General features: G+C 33.9%; 14 protein-coding genes and 1 pseudogene. 13 read left to right on the top strand and 2 right to left on the bottom strand.

Going from position 1 to position 24,337, the window contains the following annotated elements; genetic code table 11:
- The first annotated feature begins 63 nt into the window (after positions 1 to 63).
- From ACXY7N_RS13965 to ACXY7N_RS13945, 5 genes are all read left to right on the top strand, one after another.
- Positions 64 to 2,133 carry a sensor domain-containing protein gene (locus ACXY7N_RS13965; RefSeq protein ID WP_088083197.1) on the top strand — a complete coding sequence of 690 codons (2,070 nt, stop codon included), beginning with the start codon at positions 64 to 66 and terminating at the stop codon, positions 2,131 to 2,133.
- Between the two features lie 542 nt (positions 2,134 to 2,675).
- Positions 2,676 to 4,571, top strand: a complete 1,896-nt coding sequence (locus tag ACXY7N_RS13960) for a PrkA family serine protein kinase (RefSeq protein WP_016089394.1) — start codon at positions 2,676 to 2,678, stop codon at positions 4,569 to 4,571.
- Between the two features lie 443 nt (positions 4,572 to 5,014).
- Positions 5,015 to 6,190 carry a sporulation protein YhbH gene (gene yhbH, locus ACXY7N_RS13955; protein ID WP_016089393.1) on the top strand — a complete coding sequence of 392 codons (1,176 nt, stop codon included), beginning with the start codon at positions 5,015 to 5,017 and terminating at the stop codon, positions 6,188 to 6,190.
- Positions 6,191 to 6,319: 129 nt separating this feature from the next.
- Positions 6,320 to 9,517, top strand: a complete 3,198-nt coding sequence (locus tag ACXY7N_RS13950) for a leucine-rich repeat domain-containing protein (protein WP_488592443.1) — start codon at positions 6,320 to 6,322, stop codon at positions 9,515 to 9,517.
- A 145-nt stretch (positions 9,518 to 9,662) separates the two neighbouring features.
- Positions 9,663 to 10,529, top strand: a complete 867-nt coding sequence (locus tag ACXY7N_RS13945; RefSeq protein ID WP_016089391.1) for a GNAT family N-acetyltransferase — start codon at positions 9,663 to 9,665, stop codon at positions 10,527 to 10,529.
- 129 nt (positions 10,530 to 10,658) lie between these two features.
- On the opposite strand, the gene opuD is transcribed toward ACXY7N_RS13945, so the two are convergent.
- Positions 10,659 to 12,209, bottom strand: a complete 1,551-nt coding sequence (opuD, locus tag ACXY7N_RS13940; protein WP_016089390.1) for a glycine betaine transporter OpuD — start codon at positions 12,207 to 12,209, stop codon at positions 10,659 to 10,661.
- A gap of 268 nt (positions 12,210 to 12,477) precedes the next feature.
- On the opposite strand from opuD, the gene colA reads away from it, so the two are divergent.
- The 7 genes and pseudogenes from colA (at position 12,478) to ACXY7N_RS13905 (ending at position 22,429) form a co-directional block, all read left to right on the top strand.
- Positions 12,478 to 15,375, top strand: coding sequence for a collagenase ColA (gene colA, locus ACXY7N_RS13935; protein ID WP_098485861.1), 2,898 nt, complete (start codon positions 12,478 to 12,480; stop codon positions 15,373 to 15,375).
- A 246-nt stretch (positions 15,376 to 15,621) separates the two neighbouring features.
- Positions 15,622 to 16,170: an NfeD family protein gene (locus ACXY7N_RS13930; RefSeq protein WP_016089388.1), complete on the top strand. Its 549-nt coding sequence runs from the start codon at positions 15,622 to 15,624 to the stop codon at positions 16,168 to 16,170.
- 12 nt (positions 16,171 to 16,182) lie between these two features.
- Complete coding sequence (floT, locus tag ACXY7N_RS13925) at positions 16,183 to 17,751, top strand: flotillin lipid rafts scaffold protein FloT (RefSeq protein ID WP_016089387.1); 1,569 nt, start codon at positions 16,183 to 16,185, stop codon at positions 17,749 to 17,751.
- 246 nt (positions 17,752 to 17,997) lie between these two features.
- A pseudogene (locus ACXY7N_RS13920) lies at positions 17,998 to 19,032 on the top strand (HAMP domain-containing protein); the annotation flags it as partial.
- The gene (locus tag ACXY7N_RS13915) at positions 19,027 to 19,974 is read left to right on the top strand and encodes a methyl-accepting chemotaxis protein (protein WP_437435397.1); all 948 of its coding nucleotides are present in this window, start codon (positions 19,027 to 19,029) and stop codon (positions 19,972 to 19,974) included. The pseudogene ACXY7N_RS13920 and the gene ACXY7N_RS13915, both read left to right, overlap by 6 nt.
- A 152-nt stretch (positions 19,975 to 20,126) precedes the next feature.
- A complete protein-coding gene (locus tag ACXY7N_RS13910) occupies positions 20,127 to 21,737 on the top strand; it encodes an ATP-binding protein (RefSeq protein WP_098485860.1) in 1,611 nt (536 codons plus the stop codon).
- Positions 21,737 to 22,429: a response regulator gene (locus tag ACXY7N_RS13905; RefSeq protein WP_016089384.1), complete on the top strand. Its 693-nt coding sequence runs from the start codon at positions 21,737 to 21,739 to the stop codon at positions 22,427 to 22,429. The genes ACXY7N_RS13910 and ACXY7N_RS13905 overlap by 1 nt, the downstream gene beginning before the upstream one ends.
- Before the next feature lie 42 nt (positions 22,430 to 22,471).
- On the opposite strand, the gene ACXY7N_RS13900 is transcribed toward ACXY7N_RS13905, so the two are convergent.
- Entirely contained in the window at positions 22,472 to 23,776 is a 1,305-nt protein-coding gene (locus ACXY7N_RS13900; RefSeq protein WP_088083200.1) for a CitMHS family transporter, read from the bottom strand.
- Between the two features lie 253 nt (positions 23,777 to 24,029).
- Here ACXY7N_RS13900 and ACXY7N_RS13895 point away from each other — a divergent pair, with 253 nt between their 5' ends.
- Positions 24,030 to 24,284 (top strand): hypothetical protein, encoded by a 255-nt coding sequence (locus tag ACXY7N_RS13895; protein WP_016089382.1) that lies wholly within the window; start codon positions 24,030 to 24,032, stop codon positions 24,282 to 24,284.
- The last annotated feature ends 53 nt before the right edge of the window (positions 24,285 to 24,337 follow it).

Genomic DNA, 24,337 nt, shown 5'->3' with positions numbered 1-24,337 from the left:
GGGTACATATTCATATAGAATGGGATATATGAATAAAAATAGATTAGACGGGTTGAGATAAATATGAAGGAACAATATAGTAATCAAAATACCTTTTTAAGTATGATAGATATGGATTTAATAAGAAGAGGGTTATTACATGCTATTCAAGATTTAGTATTTATTGTGAAAGTTATGGATGAAGAAACCTTTAAATATATTTATGTAAATAAGATAGGTATGGATTATGCGAAGCTAAGCGAAGAATGTTATGGAAAAACTTTTGCAGAAGTATTACCGGAAGATACGGCGGAAATATTGCAAGTGCAATATGCAAAAGTAGCGAGCGAAGCGAAAGCAAATACCTTTTGTGATGTAGTTAGTTTACCAAAAGGTGAGATACATTATGAATCTTCACTTAACCCTGTATTTGACGAAGAAGGAGTATGTCAGTTTATTATTTGTATTACGAGGAATATCACACCTCAAATTGAGGAGAAGATTGAGATAGAGGAAAAACAAATGTTATTTAAGTCATTACTAGAATATAATAATGACTCTATTATATCTATAGATTCTATAGGGAAAATTACATATGCAAATCCAGCAACATATGAAATATTTGGATACCGATATGAAGAATTAAATAATAAATTTATTTTTGAATTTATTAATAAAGAATATGAAAAAGATTTTCATATTCTATTTAAAGAAGCCATGCAAGGAAGTGCAAAGCAAATTGTTTCAAAGAAATATGTTCATAAAGAAGGGTACGAGCTCTATATTTCTTTGAGAACTATTCCAATTATTGTGAATGGTGAAATTGTTGGGGTTTATATTGTTACGAGGGATGTTACAAGGCAAGTATTAAATGAGATGAGAACGGAATATTTAGCCTATTATGATCAGTTAACAGGATTAATGAATAGAATTTCATGTACAAATAAGTTAAATGATTTTTTAAATGAGAAGATAGATTTTGCGTTTATCTTTATAGATTTAGATGAATTTCACCTTATTAATGATACGTTTGGTCATAAAGAAGGAGATAAAGTATTACAAAAAGTTACAGAATGTTTAAGCAGTCTCCAAATAGACGATATGCATTTATTTAGAGAACACGATGATCAATTTGTTATGTTAATAGAAAATATAAAGAAAGAACGTGTAGAGTTAGTTGCAAAAAGCATACAAAAAAAGATTAGTGAACATTTTGTAATTGAAGAAGAGGACGTGTATTTAAGTGCGTCAATCGGAATTGTAATGGCTCCAACAGATGGAGAAGATGAAAAAATATTATTCCAAAGAGTTGATGCTGCTTTGGAAAAAGCAAAAGAAAAAGGAAAAGGACATTATCATTTTTATTGCAATGGATTAGATTGTGAGCGTGAACAAAGGTTTATAATAGAAAACCAATTACATCGTGCTATAGAAAAAAATGAATTCTTCTTATATTATCAGCCACAAATGAATATTGAAACGAAAAAAATAGCTAGTATGGAAGCCTTAATAAGGTGGGAGAATAAAGAATTAGGATTTGTCTTTCCCAATCAATTTATTCCGCTAGCAGAAAGAACAGGATTTATTATTAAGCTTGATGAATGGGTAGTAAATGAGGTGTGTCAGCAAATACGTGAATGGTTAAATAAAGGATATGAAGTTGTCCCGATTGCAGTTAATATTTCAGCCAGGCACTTTCGCTCTATTACATTAATAGAAATGATTACACGTGCTTTACATAAGTACAATGTACCAGCCCATCTATTAGCGATAGAGGTTACCGAAGGAGCCCTTATACATAAAGACATATCGAAAAGAGTATTGCTACAATTAAAAGAACAAAATTTAAAGATTCATTTAGATGATTTTGGGACGGGATATTCATCTTTAAGTTATTTAAAAACGTATCCAATTGATACTTTGAAAATTGATCGTTCTTTTATGGAAGGTATACATGTAGATGAACGTGATACGAATATTACGGCTGCAATTATTCATTTAGCTCATACTTTAGAATTGAATGTAATTGCAGAAGGAGTAGAAAAAGCGGAACAAATACAATTTTTGAAGGAAAAGAATGTGAAGTTTGTACAAGGTTATTATTATAGCCGACCTTTATCAAAATATGATGTGGAAAATGTGTATTATAAATAATTGATAAAAAAAGTGATGTGCTAAGAAGCACATCACTTTTTTTCCCGCATTAACGGGCAGTAAAATTCCCACCTCAAAACTCGGCTAGGACAAGGAGGTTAGGTGGGAGATTAACTGCCCGTAAAAGCCCGATTGGTTCAACTAATAATGAGTGGGGGAAGAAAACCCCCACTCATTAAAGTTTCACTTTATGTGTACCAGGTTTATCGTTGTAACCAGATGTAAAAATAGCTGTAAGAAATGTGAGTGATACACCTAAAATTAATAATAATTTCATACTAATATCCCTCCTGTTTTTTCAGTTTACGAATCTTAAATATGAATCGAAATGTATGTAAGGTTCTCAGAAGAAAAGAATTTATTTAAAATGAATAGCGGTGTAAAAACTTTAATACCTATATTATACAGAATTTTCTTTGAATTTTGGAGAGAATTTTATAGCACTACTGTATATTTCATTTTGATTTAAAGAATGTTTAAGGACATCCTAGCATACCTTTTATAATAATCCGATTGAACAAGGAGATGGGGGAGGAGCTATAATGGATATTCTAAAAAAAATTGAACAGCATCGAGAAGCAGAAGAACGCTTACAATGGGAAGGTACGTTTGCGGAGTATTTGGAGCTTGTGAAGGAAAGACCATGGGTGGCTCAAACAGCACACTCTCGCATTTACAATATGATCAAAGATGCTGGAATCGAAGAAGTAGATGGTAGAAGAAAGTATAACTTCTTTAGTAATCAGCTATTTGGATTAGAGGAGGCTTTAGAACGTCTTGTAGAGGAATATTTTCATCCATCTGCAAAACGATTAGATGTTAGAAAACGTATTTTATTATTAATGGGTCCTGTTAGTGGAGGGAAATCAACATTAGTTACGATGTTGAAACGAGGATTAGAAACATATTCACGAACAGATCGAGGAGCAATTTTTGCAATTAAAGGCTGCCCAATGCATGAAGATCCACTTCATTTAATTCCGCATCATTTACGGGATGATTTCTTTGATGAGTATGGAGTTAGAATTGAAGGGAATTTATCGCCACTAAACGTAATGCGTCTAGAGCAAGAATATGGTTCAAGAATTGAGGATGTAGTTGTAGAGCGTATTTTCTTCTCGGAAGATCGCCGTACAGGGATTGGTACATTTAGCCCGTCTGATCCTAAATCACAAGATATCGCCGATTTAACAGGTAGTCTAGATTTTTCAACAATCGCAGAATATGGTTCAGAATCAGATCCACGAGCGTATCGCTTTGATGGAGAATTGAATAAGGCAAACCGTGGGATGATGGAATTCCAAGAGATGTTAAAATGTGACGAGAAGTTTTTATGGCACTTATTATCGCTTACGCAAGAAGGGAATTTCAAAGCGGGCAGATTTGCGCTTATTTCAGCAGATGAATTAATTGTAGCGCATACGAATGAAACTGAGTATCGTTCCTTCATAGCAAACAAGAAAAATGAAGCATTGCACTCAAGAATCATTGTAATGCCAGTTCCCTACAATTTACGAGTGAGTGAAGAAGAACATATTTATGAAAAAATGATTCGTGAAAGTGATGTGTCCAATGTGCATATTGCACCGCACACGCTTCGAGTGGCAGCAATGTTTACAATTTTAACTCGTTTAAAAGATCCGAAGCGTCCGGATATTGATTTAATTAAAAAGATGCGTTTATATGATGGAGAAACGGTAGAAGGTTATAATGCGATTGATGTAGAGGAGCTGCAACGTGAATATCAAGATGAAGGTATGAAAGGTATTGATCCTCGTTATGTTATTAACCGAATTTCTTCTACAATTATTCGAAAAGAGGTACCATCTATTAACGCATTAGATGTACTTAGATCGCTAAAAGACGGGTTGGATCAGCATCCGTCAATTAGTAATGAAGATCGAGAGCGTTATATGAATTTCATCTCATTAGCGAGAAAAGAATATGATGAAATTGCGAAGAAAGAAGTACAAAAAGCATTCGTGTATTCATATGAAGAATCAGCGAAGACACTTATGGATAATTACTTAGATAACGTTGAAGCATATTGCAATAAATCGAAATTACGTGATCCATTAACAGGTGAAGAAATGAGTCCAGATGAAAAGCTAATGCGCTCAATTGAGGAGCAAATTGGAATTTCAGAAAATGCGAAGAAAGCATTCCGTGAAGAAATTTTAATTCGCATTTCTGCTTATGCGCGTAAAGGAAAACGCTTTGATTATAATTCACATGAGCGTCTTCGCGAAGCGATTCAGAAAAAACTATTTGCTGATTTAAAAGACATAGTGAAAATTACAACATCAACGAAAACGCCAGACGAAAATCAGCTTAAGAAAATCAATGATGTTGTTGCACGCTTAATTGATGAGCATGGCTATAATTCTTCTTCAGCAAATGAATTATTACGTTATGTAGGTAGTCTGTTAAACCGATAGTTTGATAACAAAACGCTGTCTCTTGTATTTTGCGGGACAGCGTTTTATTATCCGTTCATATGTGTAAACTGTCATACCTTGTCCAAATGTAATAAATTAAGATGCAATTTCATGAATTTATTGTCAATTATTTTTACAATATGCATATGATAGAGTAACCAACCATTCATACGAAAAAAGCCAACACAATACAATATGTTGCAAAGTGAAAATGTGTGCAACTATGCATTGTGTTTCTTTCTTATCAACGGCTGAATGTTTTTCTAGTATGTGAGTGGCAAAATTTTGTTTAGGATGCTCGGAGTATTGTATGAAAACGTTATATATGTTTATGGGATGATTTTCGATGAGCAGTTACCTTTCATTCTAGCTTGCACAGTATAAAACAAAATTTCTAGCTTGCTGTTCATATAGGAAGACAATTACAGTAAGGAGGGAAAGAAATGGGTGAAGAAAACCAACCAAATTATACGATTTCACAGGAAAACTGGTCCCTCCATCGCAAAGGATATGACGACCAACAACGCCATCAAGAAAAAGTACAAGAGGCAATTAAAAATAATTTACCAGACCTTGTAACAGAGGAAAGTATAGTTATGTCTAATGGCAAGGATGTTGTAAAAATACCGATTCGTTCTTTAGATGAGTATAAGATTAGATACAATTATGATAAAAATAAACATGTTGGGCAAGGAAATGGTGATAGCAAAGTTGGTGATGTCGTTGCGAGAGATGGATCAGGTGGTCAAAAGCAAAAAGGACCAGGAAAAGGGCAAGGAGCAGGGGATGCGGCTGGAGAAGATTATTATGAAGCTGAAGTCTCTATTCTAGAATTAGAGCAAGCGTTTTTTAAAGAGTTAGAGCTGCCTAATTTAAAGAGAAAAGAGATGGATGAAAACAGGATTGAACATATTGAATTTAATGATATTAGAAAAACCGGATTATGGGGAAACATTGATAAGAAACGAACGATGATTTCCGCATATAAACGAAATGCGATGCGTGGTAAAGCATCTTTTCATCCGATTCACCAAGAAGACTTAAAGTTCCGCACTTGGAATGAAGTGTTAAAGCCAGATTCAAAAGCTGTTGTATTAGCGATGATGGATACGAGTGGATCGATGGGGATATGGGAGAAATATATGGCACGTAGCTTCTTTTTCTGGATGACGAGATTTCTACGAACGAAGTATGAAACAGTTGATATTGAATTTATTGCTCATCACACAGAAGCGAAAGTCGTTACAGAGGAAGAGTTTTTCTCAAAAGGAGAAAGTGGCGGAACGATATGTTCTTCTGTATACAAAAAAGCACTCGAGCTAATTGATAATAAATACTCACCAGACCGCTATAATATTTATCCATTCCATTTTTCAGACGGTGATAATTTAACATCAGATAATGCTAGATGTGTAAAACTTGTTGAAGAGTTAATGAAGAAGTGTAACATGTTTGGGTATGGGGAAGTGAACCAGTACAACCGCCACAGTACACTTATGTCAGCCTATAAAAATATTAAAGATGAGAATTTCAGATATTATATTTTAAAGCAAAAAGCAGATGTATTCCATGCAATGAAAAGCTTTTTTAAAGAAGAATCAGGAGAGAAAATGGCATAACCCCTTTAAAAGGGGGTTATTTTTTTGTAAACTTTTTATTTTTCTAGTTGACATTGAAAATGAAAATCATTATCATTTATTCGAGATATGATTACATTTTGATTTATATATTTTGGAGGAGATGTAAGGTTGAGAAAAAATAAAAGAAAACATATAAATGCCATGATTATAGCGGCGACGCTATCGTTACCGTTTGCGGTGTATTCGACACCTGCGTTAGCAGCTGTAGCAATTGAGGCGAATAAAACTGGACAGGCTTTAGAAGATGGTACATATGATGCTGTTATTAAAGCATATAAAGATAAAACCAATGAAGAGTCTATGGCAGCTGTTTATATAAAAGATCCTAAATTAACAATCAAGAATGGGAAGAAAATTGTAACAGCAACGTTAAGTGATAGTGATTTCTTCCAATACTTGAAAACAGAAGATATTCATACTTCTGGTGTGTTTCATGATGTAAAAGTAATAGCAGAGGATAAAAAGAAAAATGGGACGAAGGTTATTCAATTTGAAGTTGGAGAATTAGGAAAAAGATATAATATGCAAATGCATATTTATATTCCGACAATGGGATATAATGAGAAATATCAAGTGCAATTTGAAGTAAATACTACAAACATGGAAAATCATGTTCAGGAAGAACAAAAAGAAAATAAAGAAGAACAAAAAGAAGAGACAAAAAATATAGTAGTGGATAAAAAATTACAACAATACATTAATCAAAATGCTTTAGGTCGGAAAGATATAAATGCACCAATAACGAAAGCCGATGCACTACAAATTAAAGAACTAGAGGTATATGTTGGGAAGGGTATTAATAATTTAGCTGGTTTAGAGCATATGGTAAATTTAGAAACCTTTAGATTGCATGAATCTGAAGTGAGTGATTTATCTCCAATTGCTAATTTGAATAACTTGAAGTCTTTAGATCTTTTCTCTAATCGAATTGGAAATATTGAGCCAATTGCTGGGCTGAATAAAATTCAATCTCTTTCTTTAAGAGATAATAACATTATTGATTTAAATCCATTAAGTAACTTGAAAAAAGTTAGAACATTAGATTTAGTCGGTAATAAGATTGAAGATATTAAACCGTTATTTACAATGGGGTCTCTAGGTAAGTTGTATTTAGCTAATAATAATATTAGTGATTTAACAGGAATTGAACAGTTAAATCATGTAAAGGAATTATGGATTGGAAATAATAACATTACTAATCTTGAATCCATTAGTAAAATGGAGAGCCTTACTCAGCTTGCAGTGAGAGATGCAGAAATTAGGGACATTACACCGTTAGCTAAACTGAAAAACTTACAATCACTTGATTTAGAAGAGAATTATATTTCTGATGTATCACCACTTAGTGAACTAACTCATTTATATGAACTTAATTTAAGTGCAAATGAAATTTCTGATGTAAGACCTATTCAAGAGTTTGGAAAGCGTTTTGTAGTTCAAGTTCATAGACAAAAAGTCTTTTTAAATGAAGGAGTAATAAATGAAGATATCAAGATTCCTGTATACGATTTAAGTGGCGAATCTCTTCAAAATATTAGATGGATAAGTGAGGGTGGAACACATAATAATGGTTTTGTAAAATGGAACAGTCTTGGAGAGAAAGTATACGAGTTCAATTTAGAAACAGGTTCTTCAAAGAATAAAGTACATTTCAATGGAACAGTCATTCAAAAAATAGTTGCTAAGCAAGCAGATTTAAGTGTTATTCCAGATAAAAAACTAAGAGAGTATATTAATAAACATAGTTTAGATAGAACAGACTTGAGTACTCCTATCACGAAAGAAGATTTATTAAAGGTTAAAACATTAAAAATAATTGATGGACAGAATAATGGAATAACAGATTTATCTGGATTAGAGTATATGGCAAATTTAGAAGATCTGACATTAGAAAAGTTTGAGTTGAAAAGTATAGATTTTATCTCGAATTTGAAAAACTTGAAGTCAGTGAATTTAGCGAATAATAAAATAGAAAATTTAGAGCCGTTAGCTAAGTTAGAAAAGCTTGCAGTATTAAATATAAGCAACAATAACAACCAAAATATAAAACCATTATTTACATTAAATTCATTGAAGAAGTTAAATGTTTCAGCCAATAAAATTAATAATGAATCTCTTCAAGGAATACAGGAATTCAAAAATTTAGGGATACTAATAATAAACAATAATGACATTAGTAGCTTGGAAGAAATTAGTGGAATAACTAAAATGGATGAATTAGAAATTAAAGGTAATAAAATAGTGGATGTAACGCCATTAACTAAAGCTAAAGAATTAAGATTTTTAGACTTATCAGATAATAAAATTAAAGATATAACAGTTTTTAGTTCTATGTTAGATCTTTTTAAATTAAAACTGGCTGGAAATGAAATTCGTGATATAAAACCAATTATTCAATTATCTCAGTGGGTTACAATTGATCTTAGCAGACAAAAAATTATGCTAGAAGATGCTCAAGTGAATCAAGAAGTGAAAATTCCTGTTCATGATGTGGAAGATAATCCTCTTGAGGATATTACACTGAAAAGTGAAGGCGGAACATTCAATGAAGAAGAGGGGACAATTGTGTGGAGTACTCCAGGAGAGAAAAAATATGAGTTTGCTTTTGATGGAACGAGTTATTATGGGCTTGGCATACGGTTCAGCGGTGAAGTAACTCAAAATATTGTAGAAAAAATTGAGTCGCCGGAAAAAGAAGAAGGAAGTAAACCAGAAACAGAAGTAGAAAAGCCGAAGGAAGAAACAAGTAAACCAGAGGCAGAAGTAGAAAAGCCAAAAGAAGAAGGAAGTAAACCAGAGGCAGAAGTAGAAAAGCCGAAGGAAGAAGGAAGTAAACCAGAAACAGAAGTAGAAAAGCCGAAAGAAGAGACGAGTAAGCCAGAGGTGGAAGTAGAAAAGTCAAAAGAAGAGACGAGTAAGCCAGAGGCGGAAATAGAAAAGTCGAAAGAAGAGACAGGTAAGCCAGAGGCGGAAGTAGAAGCAAGTGAACCTGTAACAAAAGGTGAAAATGTAAACGAGTCAGGAGCAAACGTTGAGAAACAAACAGAAGGCTCAAATGAACTAGGAACAGCTACTGTTCAGAAAAATGAAGCGGTACAAGTACCTGTACAAGCAAAGGAAGTAGCGGATCAAGCAGCGAAAGAAAATGTATCAGGTAAACAAGTTAGCAAGAAGAAAGAAGAAAGTAAAAAATCTTTAGCAGCAACAGGCGGACAAGAAAATAATATATCTTTATTTGGTGGCCTAGCATTAGTTTTATCTGCACTTAGTATGTTTGTATTTAGAAGAAATATATTTAAAAAATAAACAACGTTTTATCTTATTATAAGATTATTCAAAAGACGTTATCATAGCAATTTCATTTTGAAATGTGCTTATGATAACGTCTTTTTTATATTAGAAAGGATATGGGTAGAAAAAGTGTAAATATATTAGAGAAGGAGGAGAGGGTATGTATATTAGTTCTACTTTAAAGATTGAAGAGGTTGCATCATTTATGGCAAGTATGAATAAAGATGCTACTCATCATGTTGGTTATTGTGGAGATGAGAAAGAGGAGGTGTTACATACAATTCTTCATGATTTTTCTGATATAGGTTGGGAGAAATCTTTTGTTGTTACTTATGAGGACAATAAAATAATTGGTGTATTAGGATTTGATGTGGATGAAGTAAAGAAATGTGCAGAAATATGGGGACCGTTTATTATTACGGAGAATTGGGGAGAAGTTGCTTTACATATGTGGAAGGAGCTTATAGAAAATGTGCCCTTTCATATTGAGAAATTTTATGGATTTTATCATGTAGAAAATAATAATTGCGCCCATTTGATGAAGGTTTTACATGCTAAAGAACAAGATCGACATAGTATTTTCAGGTTAAGTAATAGTGGTGTGAAACAACATACTATATGTAATGTGGAAGAAGCTTTACCACAAGTATTTGAGCAGTTTATCGCTTTACACAATAACGTTTTTCCTAATACATATTACGAAGGAAATGAAATTATCGAACGTGTAAATAATACGAATAAATTATTTGTAAGTGTGGAGAATGATAGGCTAGAAGGTTACGTATACGTTGAAGTAAATCCGGAGTTTCAAGAAGCGGATATCGAATTTATTGCAACAGCTGAAGAGAGTAGAGGAAAAGGTATTGGTGAGTGTTTATTACGAGCTGCAATTCAGCATGTTTTTTCTTTCCAAGGGATGAGAGAGATAGAACTATGTTTGAATACGAATAATGATGGTGCTATGAAGTTGTACAAGAAAGTAGGTTTTGAGGAGAAAGCATGTTTACAACACTATATAATAGAGTAAAAAACCCATTCGTATGAAAAGTATATTTCATACGAATGGGTTTTATTTAGTTTACTTTGCCGCCTTCCGTAATAACGGATTCAGGACTAATTTGAGGACCGAATTCTTCTTTAGGAGAGGTGCTAATCGTTACATAACCTTCTTTATTTTTTGCGGAACTTCTTTTGCTTGTAAATTAACATCTTCTTTTTGAAGCTCCTTAAAGAGCGAAATGACCATAAGAACGACTACGATAGAAAATGGTAGCGCAGCAATTATAGCTGCTATTTGTAGTGCATTTAGTCCTCCAGCTTGTAATAAAATGGCTGCAATTATCGCGATTGTTAATCCCCATATAAGTTTTAAACTATTTTTCGGTGATAAACTTCCGTTACTCGTTTGCATTGAAACAACAAATGTTGCCGAGTCGGCAGAAGTAACAAAAAATGTGGCTACTAAAATTAACCCGATAATTGTTAAAAATGTAGAGAATGGTAGGTGTGAAATAACAGCAAATAATCCAATCTCTGTACCATTTTTTGCAATTTCATCAGCTATTCCAAGCGATTGGAACATTTCCATATGGATAGCGGTGCCGCCAAATACTGCAAACCAAAATGTACAGATAAGAGTTGGGACTAATACAACTCCAAAAATAAATTCTTTTATTGTACGCCCTTTAGAAATACGGGCGATGAATGTACCGACGAATGGAGACCAAGAGATCCACCATCCCCAATAGAAAATAGTCCAGTTTTCAATCCAAGAAGAAGATTTTTCATTAAATGCTCCTAAATTTAATCCCATACTAGGTAAAGCTCCAATATAAGAACCGAGTGTAGATGTGAAATATTTCATAATAAATACAGTTGGTCCTAAAAGTAAAAAGGAGACGAGTAAAATACCTGCAAGAGAGAAATTCAAGTTACTCAAATATTTAATCCCACGATCTAAGCCAGTTTGTGCACTCGTTAAATATAAAACAGCGAAGATGGCGATAAGTACGAGCTGTGTAAGTAAAGTGTTATGAATAGAAGGGAATAAATAGCTTAATCCTCCGGCGATTTGTTGAGCACCAATCCCAACAGATGGCACAATACCGAATACTGTGGCTAAAACAGCTAAAATATCGACTGTTTTTCCGATAGGAGAATTTTTCGATCGATTAAATAATGGAGTAACTGTAGCACCAATTGTGCTACCTTTTTGTTTGCGGAATGTGAAATATGCAATTGTTAAAGCAACCATTGCGTATAGTGCCCATGGAAAGAGGCCCCAGTGGAAAAATGAATATTGCATAGCGAGCTTGGCGCTTTCTTCTGTACCTGCTTTTCCTGTTAATGGATCTGTAAAATGTGAAATCGGTTCAGTGATTCCATAAAAGAGGAGTCCAATTCCCATTCCTGCTCCAAACAACATGGATAGCCAAGATGGATAACTATACTGTGGTTTTTCTCCATCTTTACCAAGACGAATAGAACCGTACTTAGAAAATGCTAAATAAGTGGCTAAAATAATCATTGCGGTCATAAGTAGAGAGTAAAACCATCCAAATTTATTGAGGATAAATGAGTTTAAGGAAGATGTAACACTTTGTAAATCATAGCCTTGTATCCAACTTGCCGGGGTAATTCCCCATATGATGAATAATGTTGTTAGCAAGATGGAGATATAAAATACACTGTTTTCTTTTTTTATCATAGAATCCCACCCTTGTTTAATAAAGTTAACAATTATATTAACCATAACAATTAAAAGATTAATTGTCAAAAAATTCGATTTTTATTGTGTGTAAAAGGACAGTTTAATCGCTATAGATTCATAATTATTGGAGGTTAGATAAAGGTAAGGCTGTTCACGATATGTACAAAATATGGGGAGAAATAATATGAAATATTGCATTTTATATTGTTGTATCCAGATTTTATGTTAAATTCTTGAATGGAATATTTAAATAGGGGGCAAGGATATGAACAAGAAATCAAAGATCAATAAAGTTATGCTTAGTATTAGTACAATGGCTCTATCGTTAGGGGCGCTTCAAGCTTCTGTATCAGCAGAAGAAAAAGTACCATATAATGTGTTGAAAACGAAACCGGTTGGAATTGAAAAACCAGTAGATGAGATTGGACACGTTTCTAAAGCCGAGGAAACATTATCGTTTCAAGAACGTTTAAAAGTAGGAGACTTTTCACAGCGACCAGCATCTATTATGAAGAGCTCAGAAGTTAAGCAAATTAAAGAAAGCTATTCAATGGCTGATTTAAACAAAATGAATGATCAAGAATTAGTTGAAACGTTAGGAAGTATTAAGTGGAACCAAATTACAGACTTATTCCAGTTCAATGAAGATGCAAAGGCTTTTTATAAAGACAAAGGGAAAATGCAAGCAGTTATAGATGAATTAGCTCATCGAGGTAGTACATTTACGAAAGATGATTCAAAAGGAATTCAAACGTTTACGGAAGTGTTACGTTCAGCTTTTTATCTTGCATTTTACAATAGTGAATTAAGCGATTTAAATGAGAGAAGCTTCCAGGATAAATGTTTACCTGCTCTAAAGGCAATCGCAGCAAATCCAAACTTTAAGCTCGGTACAGATGAGCAAGATGCAGTCGTATCTGCATATGGTAAATTAATTAGTAATGCTTCAAGTGATGTGGAAACGGTTCAATATGCATCGAATATTTTAAAACAATATAATGATAATTTTCATACATACGTAGACGATCGTATGAAAGGACAAGCTGTATACGATATGATGCAAGGTATTGATTATGATATGCAGTCGTATTTATTTGAAACTCGTAAAGAAGCAAAAGATACAATGTGGTACGGAAAAGTAGATGGGTTTATTAATGAAATAAATCGTATTGCTCTTCTAAATGAAGTAACACCAGAAAATAAGTGGCTCGTTAATAATGGAATTTATTTTGCTAGTCGTTTAGGGAAGTTTCATAGTAATCCAAATAAAGGTTTAGAGGTTGTTACACAAGCAATGCATATGTACCCGCGTTTAAGTGAGCCGTATTTTGTTGCAGTAGAACAAATTACAACAAATTATAATGGGAAAGATTATAGCGGGAATACAATAGATTTAGAGAAAATACGTAAAGAAGGACAAGAACAGTACTTACCAAAAACGTACACATTCGACGATGGATCTATTGTGTTTAAAGCAGGAGATAAAGTATCAGAAGAAAAAATTAAGAGACTATATTGGGCTGCAAAGGAAGTAAAAGCGCAGTATCATCGTGTAATTGGGAATGACAAAGCGTTAGAGCCAGGCAATGCAGACGACGTATTAACGATAGTAATCTATAATACTCCAGACGAATATCAGTTAAACAGACAATTGTATGGGTATGAAACAAATAACGGTGGAATTTATATTGAAGAAACAGGAACATTCTTTACATATGAGCGTACGCCAGAGCAAAGTATTTATAGTTTAGAAGAGTTATTCCGTCATGAATTTACTCATTATCTTCAAGGGAGATATGAAGTGCCAGGTTTATTTGGAAGAGGAGATATGTATCAAAATGAAAGGTTAACTTGGTTCCAAGAAGGGAATGCAGAATTTTTCGCAGGATCTACTCGTACGAATAATGTAGTACCGAGAAAGAGCATCATTAGTGGATTATCATCTGATCCTGCAAGCCGTTATACAGCAGAGCGCACATTATTTGCTAAATATGGTTCTTGGGATTTCTATAACTACTCATTTGCGCTGCAGTCCTATTTATATACACATCAATTTGAAACGTTTGATAAAATTCAAGATTTAATTCGTGCGAATGACGTGAAAAATTATGATGCCTATCGTGAAACTTTAAGTAAAGATCCTAAACTAAATAAAGAGTATCAAGAGTATATGCAGCAGCTAATTGATAATCAAGATAAGTATAATGTACCGGAAGTAACAGATGATTATTTAGCTGAACATGCACCGAAATCATTAACAGAAGTGAAAAAAGAAATTAGTGATACGTTGCTTATGAAAGATGCAAAAATGACAAAACATGAGTCTCAATTCTTTAATACATTTACATTAGAAGGCACGTTTACAGGTAGTGTAACAAAAGGTGAATCAGAAGACTGGAACGCAATGGGTAAAAGAGTCAATGAAGCTTTAGAAAAATTGGCACAAAAAGAATGGAGTGGCTACAAAACAGTTACAGCATATTTCGTCAATTACCGTGTGAATAGTTCCAATCAATTTGAATATGATGTAGTTTTCCATGGTATCGCAAAAGATGACGGAGAAAATAAAGCTCCGACAGTTAATATAAACGGTCCTTATAATGGGCTTGTAGAAGAAGGAATTCAATTTAAAAGTGATGGTTCAAAAGATGAAGACGGAAAAATCGTTTCATATTTATGGGACTTTGGAGATGGAAGAACAAGTGCAGAGGTTAATCCAGTACATGCATATGAAAGAGAAGGTTTTTATAAAGTAGCGTTAATAGTAAAAGATGATAAAGGAAAAGAGAGCAGAAGCGAAACAACTGTTACGGTTAAAGATGGAAATTTAACAGAATCAGAACCAAATAATCGTCCAGAGGAAGCAAATCGTATTGGGCTAAATTCTACTATAAAAGGTAGCCTTATCGGCAGGGATCACACTGATGTTTATACATTTAATGTAGCATCAGCCAAAGATATCGATATTTCCGTTTTAAATGAGTATGGAATCGGGATGACATGGGTACTTCACCATGAATCAGATATGCAAAATTATGCTGCTTACGGTCAAGCAAATGGAAATCATATAGAGGCAAACTTTAATGCAAAACCAGGTAAGTATTACTTGTATGTATATAAATATGATAATGGCGATGGAACATACGAATTATCAGTAAAATAAGCGCTTTTCCAATGTATGTTTAACTTTACTTTTTGTGGAAAATAGTATATTATATAGATATATAATATATCGGTTATTTTCTAGGAGGAGCCTGTCACAATAGGTTCCTCCTGTTCTTTTTTAGGTACCTGTCTTACAGGTTTTTCTTTAAAGGTTAAATAACTGAAAATTTAGAATGATAATCTTTGAAAGAGGTGAGGCATACACATAACAAAAAAAGGATTGTTTAAGAAAGGGGGATAAGAAATGGTCTTGTTTGGTTATCCACTTGAAACAATTTATTTATACGGATTTATTATTGCTACTATACTCACTGTTATTTATATCTTTTTTGGAGATATATTTGAATCCATATTTAGTTTTGGAGGCGGATCGGTATCCGTTGTTACGTTATTACTTAGTTTTTTCGCCATGTTATGTGGACTTAGTTATATAGGAGAATATTTATTTTCCTTTAATAGCATTCTTATTTTTGGGGCTGCATTTGCTATATCCTTTATTGGTGTATTCATAATGAAAATATTAATTTTAAAGCCGATTGCAGAAGCTGAACAAAACACTGTGCAACGTATGGATGAATTCATTGGTTGCAAGGGAGAAGTCATTACAACAATTCCTACAGAAGGATTTGGTGAAGTATTAATCTCCTCTCAATTTGGAAGTAATGCAATCCTAGCTAAAACAATTGGAAAAAAAGATATTTCACAAGGAACTGAAGTTATTATTGAGGGAGTCCAAGATGGTGTTTTGCTTGTACAGAACATCGCTTATTCTTTAAAGAAACCAAAATTATAAGGGGGAATTTACATGACGATTCCATTAATTATCGGTGGAGTTTTACTCGCAATTTTACTTCTACTCATTTTAGTATTCATTACGAAGTATCGTACAGTTGGTCCGGATGAAGCGTTAATTGTTACAGGGAACTGGCTTGGTGGCGGGAAAAATGTTGTTACCACAGATGATGGGAAAAAGATTAAGATTATTCGTGGTGGCGGTACTTTCGTGGTTCCGATTATGCAAAGAGCAGAGCTTTTAAGCCTATTAAATTACAAATTAGAAGTTGGTACACGTGATACGTATACGAAGCAAGGTGTACCGATTACAGTAAACGGTGTTTCTATTATTAAAGTAGGATCAACAATTGAAGAAGTATCTACAGCAGCTGAACAATATTTAGGAAAAGAAACAGAAGAGTTAAAAATAGAAGCAAAAGAGGTTTTAGAAGGTCATTTACGTGCGATTTTATCTTCTATGACAGTAGAAGATGCGTATAGTAATAGAGAGCAATTTGCTCAAAAGGTGCATGAAGTGGCTTCTACAGATTTAAAGAAGATGGGTCTTCGCATCGTTTCCTTTACAATTAAAGAAATAATGGATAAGAATGGCTATTTAGATGCACTTGGTCAGCCACAAATTGCAATGGTTAAACGTGATGCAACAGTTGCGAATGCAGAGCGTGAAAAAGAAGCACGTATTGAAAAAGCACGTGCAGAGAAAGAAGCGAAAGAAGCTGAGTATCAACGTGATGCACAGATTGCTGAAGCTGAAAAGCATAAAGAATTAAAAGTACAATCTTATAAGAGAGAGCAAGAACAAGCGCGCGCAGATGCGGATCTTTCTTACGAATTACAACAAGCGAAAGCGCAACAAGGTGTTACAGAAGAGCAAATGCGCGTTAAAATCATTGAGCGTGAGAAACAAATTGAATTAGAAGAAAAAGAGATTGCGCGTCGTGAAAAGCAATACGATGCAGAAGTAAAGAAAAAAGCAGATGCAGATCGCTACGCTGTTGAGCAATCAGCAGAAGCAGAAAAAGTAAAACAAATTAAAAAGGCAGATGCGGATCAATATAAGATTGAAGCTGAAGCGAGAGCTCGTGCGGAAGAAGTACGTGTAGAAGGTTTAGCGAAGGCGGAAATTGAGAAAGCGCAAGGTCAAGCGAAAGCGGAAGTACAAAAAGCACAAGGTACAGCAGAAGCCGATGTTATCAGGTTAAAAGGTTTAGCAGAAGCAGAAGCGAAACAAAAAATTGCAGAGGCATTCGAGCTATATGGCCAAGCGGCAATTATGGATATGGTACTTAAAATGCTTCCAAGTTATGCGAAAGAAATTGCAAGCCCACTTAGCAACATTGATAAAATTACAGTTGTTGATACAGGCGGCAGTGGTAAAAATAGCGGCGCTGGAAAAGTTGCAGGTTATGCGACTGATTTAATGGCGACGATGCAAGAAACATTAAAAGCTTCTTCTGGCATTGACTTAAAAGAGTTATTAGAAGGATTTGCAGGAAAAGGAGCGGTACAACAATTATCAAATGATAAGCCTGTTGTATCTGTAGTAGAAGATGAGAAAAAAGAAGTAGAAAAAGAATAGTAAAGTGGGAAGAACCTCTAGTAGGTGAAATACTAGAGGTTCTTCTGTGAATTATAATATTTCGAATAATATACATTTTTATACATTGTTTTAATTATTTAATTTATATAGAATGAAAAAGGTATATATCAATCCTTTAAATGTAGAAAGAGATGAAAAAAAGAGATAGAGAGTCTCATTGATACATTTGAATCGTATGATTTATATAAAGGAATTAAGTGTAAAACGGTATGGAGGGGTAGAAATATGTTTCAAGGGAAATTAAGGCGTAGTAGTTTAAAAACAAAGTTACTTGTATCATTTATCATCATTTTAATTCTTCCAAGTATTGTAATTGGTTTGACGTCTTATCAGCAGGCAAAAACGAATTTTAATGAAACGATTGTAAACTCAGCGAAAGATAATATAAAAATTTTGGATAATGTAATTAATAAGGAATTGGATAGTAAAAAAGTAGATGCAACTTATTTTACGAAATTATTCACACAATCAAGTTACCAAGCAGACCAAATTCAAAACATCCAAAATAAGCTAGAAGAATACAACAAATTACATCCAGAAATGGAAGCAATCTATACAGGATCTAGTAATGGACAATTTATTCAATCGCCAGCTATTCAGATGCCAGACGGATATAATCCTACAGAAAGAGAGTGGTATAAAGAGGCAGTGAAGAAAAGCGGAGAGGTAATTGTAACTGCTCCATATAAGTCACAAACGACAGGAAATATTGTTATTACATTAGCGAAACAAAATGAGGATAAAAGTGGCGTCCTTGGGATTGACTTAATAATTAATGATATTGTTACTACTTCCAAGATGGTTAATATCGGTAAGAAAGGGTATGTAGCAATATTTGATCAAGATAAAAATGTAGTAGCACATCCGAAAATGAAGCCAGGAGAGAAATTAGAAGAGAAACTTAGTAAGGAATTTTATAAACAGGAAGCTGGTGATTTTCATTATTCATTAGATGGTGAAGATCGTAATGTTACTTTTAAAACGAATAAGAAAACTGGATGGAAAATAGCAGGAATTATGCCTTCAAAAGAAATTATTGAAGCAGCTGAACCTATTTTTTATAAGACGCTAACTGTTATTGTTATTTCATTAATAATCGGTGGTATTTTAATTTACTTCATAATTGCTTCTATTATTAAACCATTAAAACAACTTGTTATATCATCTAAAAAAATTAGTGAAGGTGATTTAACAGAATCAATTACAGTTCATTCTAAAGATGAAATTGGGCAGCTAGGAGAAAGCTTTAACGAGATGGCGGCATCATTACAGAATGTCATTTCTAATATAAATACTTCGGCAAGTCATGTAGCAGCATCTTCAGAAGAATTAACAGCTAGCATGAAGCAGACAAGTGAAGCGACGGAACAAATTACACAAGCAATAGAGCAAGTGTCGAGCGGGGCTGAAATACAAACGAAAGAAGTTGAAGAAGGCGCAACGTTATTAGAAGAAGTTACAGAAGGAATTCAGCGTGTTGCAGATAGTTCTTCATTAGTATCCACAGCATCTATGTATACGAAGAAAAAGGCTGAAGATGGTGGAAAGTTAGTTGAACAAACTGTGAATCAAATGCAATTAATCCATGAGTCTGTTTCACAATCAGATAAAGTTATTGTTTTGTTAGATGATAAGTCGAAACAAATTGGAGCAATCCTTGAGGTAATTCAACATATTGCAGAGCAGACAAATTTATTAGCATTAAATGCTGCGATTGAGGCTGCGAGAGCTGGAGAGCAAGGTAGAGGATTTGCAATTGTAGCAGATGAAGTGCGAAAGTTAGCAGAACAATCAGGACAGTCTTCTACGGAAATTGGAAAACTAGTGAAAGAGATACAATTTGATATAAAAGAAACAGTAAGCTCTATGAAGCAGGTTGGGACAGAAGTACAATCAGGGCTTGTAGTTGCAAATGAAACGAAGCAAAGCTTTGCTGAAATATTGAAGTCTACAGATGATACTGTTGTACAAATTGATAGCATGGTAGAAGTAGCGAAACAAATGACAGTAGATGCAAAACAAGTTAGTGCATCTATCAATGAAATTGCAGCTACGATTGAAGAAAATGCAGCAAGCGTTCAAAATATTGCTGGTTCTTCAGAAGAACAATTAGCTTCAGTAGATGAAATCAATGCAGCAGCAGTTCATTTATCGCAAATGGCAGAAGAATTGCAGGAGATGATTGGGAAATTTAAAGTGTAATAAGAAATGTTAAGAAACGAGGTAGTAATTGTACTTCGTTTCTTTTTTTATGAAGATAAAAATAAAGAAATATAGAGTAACCGTGTTATGATTAAGTGTAACTATAAAAGACTGTATTTTCTTTTAATTCCATCTTTAATCATGTTAGGGGAATGGTTTTGAAATTTAAAAAATTAAAACTACAACCGAGAATTACATTAACGATTAGTACACTTATTCTAGTTGTACTTCTGTTAACGAGTTATTTATTTTATTACATATTATCTGAAACGGTAGAAGAGCAAATTGGTAAAAGGGCTTTGCATGTTGCAAAAACAGTTGCTGTGATACCAGAAATTCAGGAAGCTTTTCAAAGAGAAAACCCAGCTTCTATTATTCAGCCAATTGCAGAAAAAATTCGAATTGATACGGATGCTGATTTTATTGTAGTTGGAAATAAGGAAGGGATTCGTTATGCACATCCTGAGCGAGATAAAATAGGAGAAGCAATGGTTGGTGGAGATAACAAAGGAGTTCTATTAGAAGGAAAATCTTATATTTCGAAAGCGACTGGATCATTAGGCCCTTCATTACGCGGCAAAGTTCCAATCCGTAATCAGGAAAATGAAATTATTGGCGTGGTGTCTGTTGGATTTTCAATGGATGATATTCATGGAGCGGTAGAAGTGTATGGAAAGCGTGTATTTTGGATTACGATAATAGGTCTTTTAATCGGGATAATTGGTTCTATATATTTAGCAGGAAGTATAAAAAGAATGATGTTTGGGATGGAGCCAGAAGAAATTTCCTCTTTATATGAAGAGCATAGTACAGTGATTCAATCTGTACGTGAAGGGATTATTGTCATTGATCAAAAGGGCATGATTAGCTTAGTCAATCAAGCAGCTTATGATATTCTTTCGCTAGATGAACAACGAAATATTATTGGAGAATTTATTTTAAATGTAATTCCTAATTCAACGATACTAGATGTACTTCAAACTGGTGAAGAACAGTTTGATCGTCAATTAAATATAAAAGGGCAGGCTGTGATTGCGAACCGTCTACCTATTAAAGTAAAGAATAAAGTAACTGGCGTTGTATCGAGCTTACGGTTGAAATCTGAAATGGATCAGTTAACAGCAGAATTGTCTCAGACGAAGCAATATACAGAGGCATTGCGAGCGCAAACGCATGAATATAACAATTTATTGTATACGCTTTCAGGACTTATCCAGTTAGAATCATATGAAGATGCTTTAGAGCTTATTCATAAGGAAACAGCGGTATATCAAGATTTTGTTCAATTTATTATGAAGCGAATTCAAAATCCATGGTTAGGTGGGATTTTAATTGGATTTTATAATAGAGCAAGAGAGTTGAAGATTGATTTTATGCTAGATCGAGAAAGTAGTTTAGACAAATTAAGCCCGCACATTGAGAGCAATTATGTCGTTTCTATTTTAGGAAATTTAATTACGAATGCATTTGAAGCGATTGAAAGAAATGAAGAGAATGATAAGAAGGTCAGAATGTTTGTAACTGATATCGGAGAAGAAATTGTAATTGAAGTGGAAGATTCAGGACAAGGGATTCATGATGAAGTCATTACTAGCATATTCTATAAAGGCTTCTCGACGAAAGAAGGCGGGAAGCGAGGATATGGATTAGCAAAAGTAAAAGAGTTAGTAGAAGATTTAAATGGAAGTATTGCAATCGAAAAAGGGGATTTAGGTGGTGCATTGTTTATTATTGCATTACCAAAAGAGAGAGGCGAATTGTAATGGGTGAGGAGATTGAAGTATTGATTGTAGAAGATGATATTCGAATTGCGGACATTCATCGTCGTTTTACTGAAAAGATTGAGGGATTTAAAGTAATTGGAACAGCAACGACTGGAGAACAAGCGAAAGAATGGCTAGATCTTGTGAAGCCACAGCTCGTTTTATTAGACGTGTACTTACCTGATATGCAAGGAACGGAACTTGTCACATATATTAGGAATAATTTACATGATACAGATATTATTATGATTACAGCTGCATCGGAAACAGATGTAGTGCGACATGCTCTACGAGGCGGAGTAACAGACTATATCGTAAAGCCACTTATGTTTGACCGATTTAAAGCGAGTTTGGAAAGTTACCAAAAAAAGATTGTGCAGTTAAAGAAAACTAATCAATTATCTATAGAACAAATAGAACATTTATGGTCTCAAAGAGGCGTAAAGGGAAATGAAATGGAATATGCTCCGAAAGGGATAGATCCTTTAACTTTAGCAAAAATAAAAAAGCATATGTTAACAGTGAATGAAGAAGGAATTACAGCAGAAGTGTTAAGCTCGATGGTTGGGGTAAGCCGATCAACAGCGAGGCGCTATTTAGAGTATTTAATATCTGGAAAGAAAGTACATGCGGAGCTTACATATGGGAGTGTAGGGAGACCGGAAAGAAGGTATTTTCTTGTTTCTTCATAATAAAAAACAGTAGAGGATATTATGTCCTCTACTGTTTTTATCTTATATTGGAATAATCCCAATTACAATTCCAGTAATCAACATCACCATTGTCGTTCCAATTGCCCAAAGTAACGTAAAGCGTTGATGTTCACCAAAATCAACTTTGGCCATTCCGACTAATAAATAAGTGGAAGCGACAAGAGGGCTTAATAAGTGAACAGGTTGCCCAAGTAAGGAAGCACGTCCCATTTCAGCTGCACTAATTCCGTAAGCAGCAGCAGCTTTCGTTAAAATAGGTAATACTCCGAAGTAAAATGCATCATTGGACATGAAAAATGTGAACGGCATACTAAGAAGAGCTGTAATAATTGGTAGTTGTGGCCCAAGCGCGTCTGGTATAAGAGTGACTACACTTTGAGCCATTGCATCTACCATTTTTGTTCCTGATAGAATACCAGTGAAAATTCCAGCGGCAAATACGAGAGAAACAACCGCTAATACGTTTCCAGCGTGAGAAGCAATACGTTCTTTCTGTTGTTCTAAGTTCGGATAGTTAAGCATAACAGCAATAGCGAAAGCAATTGTAAATAAAACAGGTAACGGCATAATTTCTAGTATGAGACAGACAAGTAAGGTAACAGTTAATAAAAAGTTAATCCATAGAAGCTTAGGACGTTTATGAACGGCAGCTTCCACTGTTGCAGCTTGCTCATCCATCGTTTGCATTTGTTTTAAATATTGTACATCCATAATTCCTAATCGTTTTCTTTCTTTTTTCCCAAGATAGTAAGCAACGAAAACTACCCAAATTGCACCAGCGATCATTCCTGGTATAAGTGGTGTAAAGAGCTCTGATGCGTCTAGTCCAAGAGCACTCATAACCCGAGCTGTCGGTCCGCCCCATGGTGTAAGATTTGTCACTCCTGCCCCTAACATAACAACCCCAGCTAATATAAGTGGATTCATTCCAAGGCGTTTATATAGAGGGTACATTGCGGAAACAGTAATCATATACGTTGTTGTTCCGTCACCATCTAATGAAACGATAATAGTAAGAATTGCTGTACCAACAACAATTTTTAAAGGATCTCCTTTTACAAATTTTAAAATCCTACTAATGACAGGATCGAATAAACCGCTATCAATCATAATTCCAAAATACAAAATAGCAAACATAAGCATAATACCAGTAGGTGCTAGTTTTTGAATGCCTTCTAACATCATAGGTCCCATATTTGCATAAAAACCACCAATTAATGCGAAAGTAATTGGAATTAATATTAATGCTACTAGTGCAGACATACGTTTCGTCATAATTAAAAACATAAAGACAAATACCATCGCAAATCCAAGTAGTGCTAACATGTAATCTCCCCCTCAAAATGATTACGCTTTCAAAATGTAATGAAAATTCAGAAAAAATGTTTTTTGTTTATCATAAAAGCATTTATTCAAATGGTAAATAATTTGAAAAATAACATCATTAGAAGCATAATTTTTATTTTGTTCATTTTGTTCACGGTAGTTAATTTGAATTTTTAAAAAGGTAAGCAGCTCTCCGTAAGAATGGTAGAATAAGATGAAAATATTGAAGTGTGAAATAGGGAGTAGATTTTATATGAAAACGAGAATGGAAGAAATTTATAGTTCTTATGAGGGAAAAGTAGAAGAGATTTTTGTTAATGAATCTTCTTACGTATATGAGTGGGAAAAATTAATGATGATTCGAAAAAATAATGGTGAGCTTGAAAAAGTTGCAGTCGGTATCAGTGGAAATATAAGATTAGTAAATGTAGTTGCTGGGCAGCAAATTAATACAAATACATTATTAGTTACGTTAGAAGACGATTTATTAATTACAGGTTGTGAATGATGAGAGATGTGTAGAAATGGCTACACATCTTTTTTGTTCCTTATATTACAAAA

The sequence above is a fragment of the Bacillus sp. 5w2 genome, assembly GCF_054353775.1.
The sequence above is the reverse complement of the archived record's forward strand: the minus strand, read 5'-3'. Positions and strand labels throughout refer to the sequence as shown.

Bases quoted from the DNA above. Each gene is read 5' to 3' on its own strand.
- ACXY7N_RS13905 (WP_016089384.1), top strand. From the start codon at position 21,737: ATGGGTGAGGAGATTGAAGTATTGATTGTAGAAGATGATATTCGAATT.
- ACXY7N_RS13900 (WP_088083200.1), bottom strand. From the start codon at position 23,776: ATGTTAGCACTACTTGGATTTGCGATGGTATTTGTCTTTATGTTTTTA.
- ACXY7N_RS13960 (WP_016089394.1), top strand. From the start codon at position 2,676: ATGGATATTCTAAAAAAAATTGAACAGCATCGAGAAGCAGAAGAACGC.
- ACXY7N_RS13965 (WP_088083197.1), top strand. From the start codon at position 64: ATGAAGGAACAATATAGTAATCAAAATACCTTTTTAAGTATGATAGAT.
- ACXY7N_RS13945 (WP_016089391.1), top strand. From the start codon at position 9,663: ATGTATATTAGTTCTACTTTAAAGATTGAAGAGGTTGCATCATTTATG.
- ACXY7N_RS13930 (WP_016089388.1), top strand. From the start codon at position 15,622: ATGGTCTTGTTTGGTTATCCACTTGAAACAATTTATTTATACGGATTT.
- opuD (WP_016089390.1), bottom strand. From the start codon at position 12,209: ATGATAAAAAAAGAAAACAGTGTATTTTATATCTCCATCTTGCTAACA.
- ACXY7N_RS13915 (WP_437435397.1), top strand. From the start codon at position 19,027: ATGGCGGCATCATTACAGAATGTCATTTCTAATATAAATACTTCGGCA.
- ACXY7N_RS13895 (WP_016089382.1), top strand. From the start codon at position 24,030: ATGAAAACGAGAATGGAAGAAATTTATAGTTCTTATGAGGGAAAAGTA.
- ACXY7N_RS13910 (WP_098485860.1), top strand. From the start codon at position 20,127: ATGGTTTTGAAATTTAAAAAATTAAAACTACAACCGAGAATTACATTA.
- floT (WP_016089387.1), top strand. From the start codon at position 16,183: ATGACGATTCCATTAATTATCGGTGGAGTTTTACTCGCAATTTTACTT.
- yhbH (WP_016089393.1), top strand. From the start codon at position 5,015: ATGGGTGAAGAAAACCAACCAAATTATACGATTTCACAGGAAAACTGG.
- colA (WP_098485861.1), top strand. From the start codon at position 12,478: ATGAACAAGAAATCAAAGATCAATAAAGTTATGCTTAGTATTAGTACA.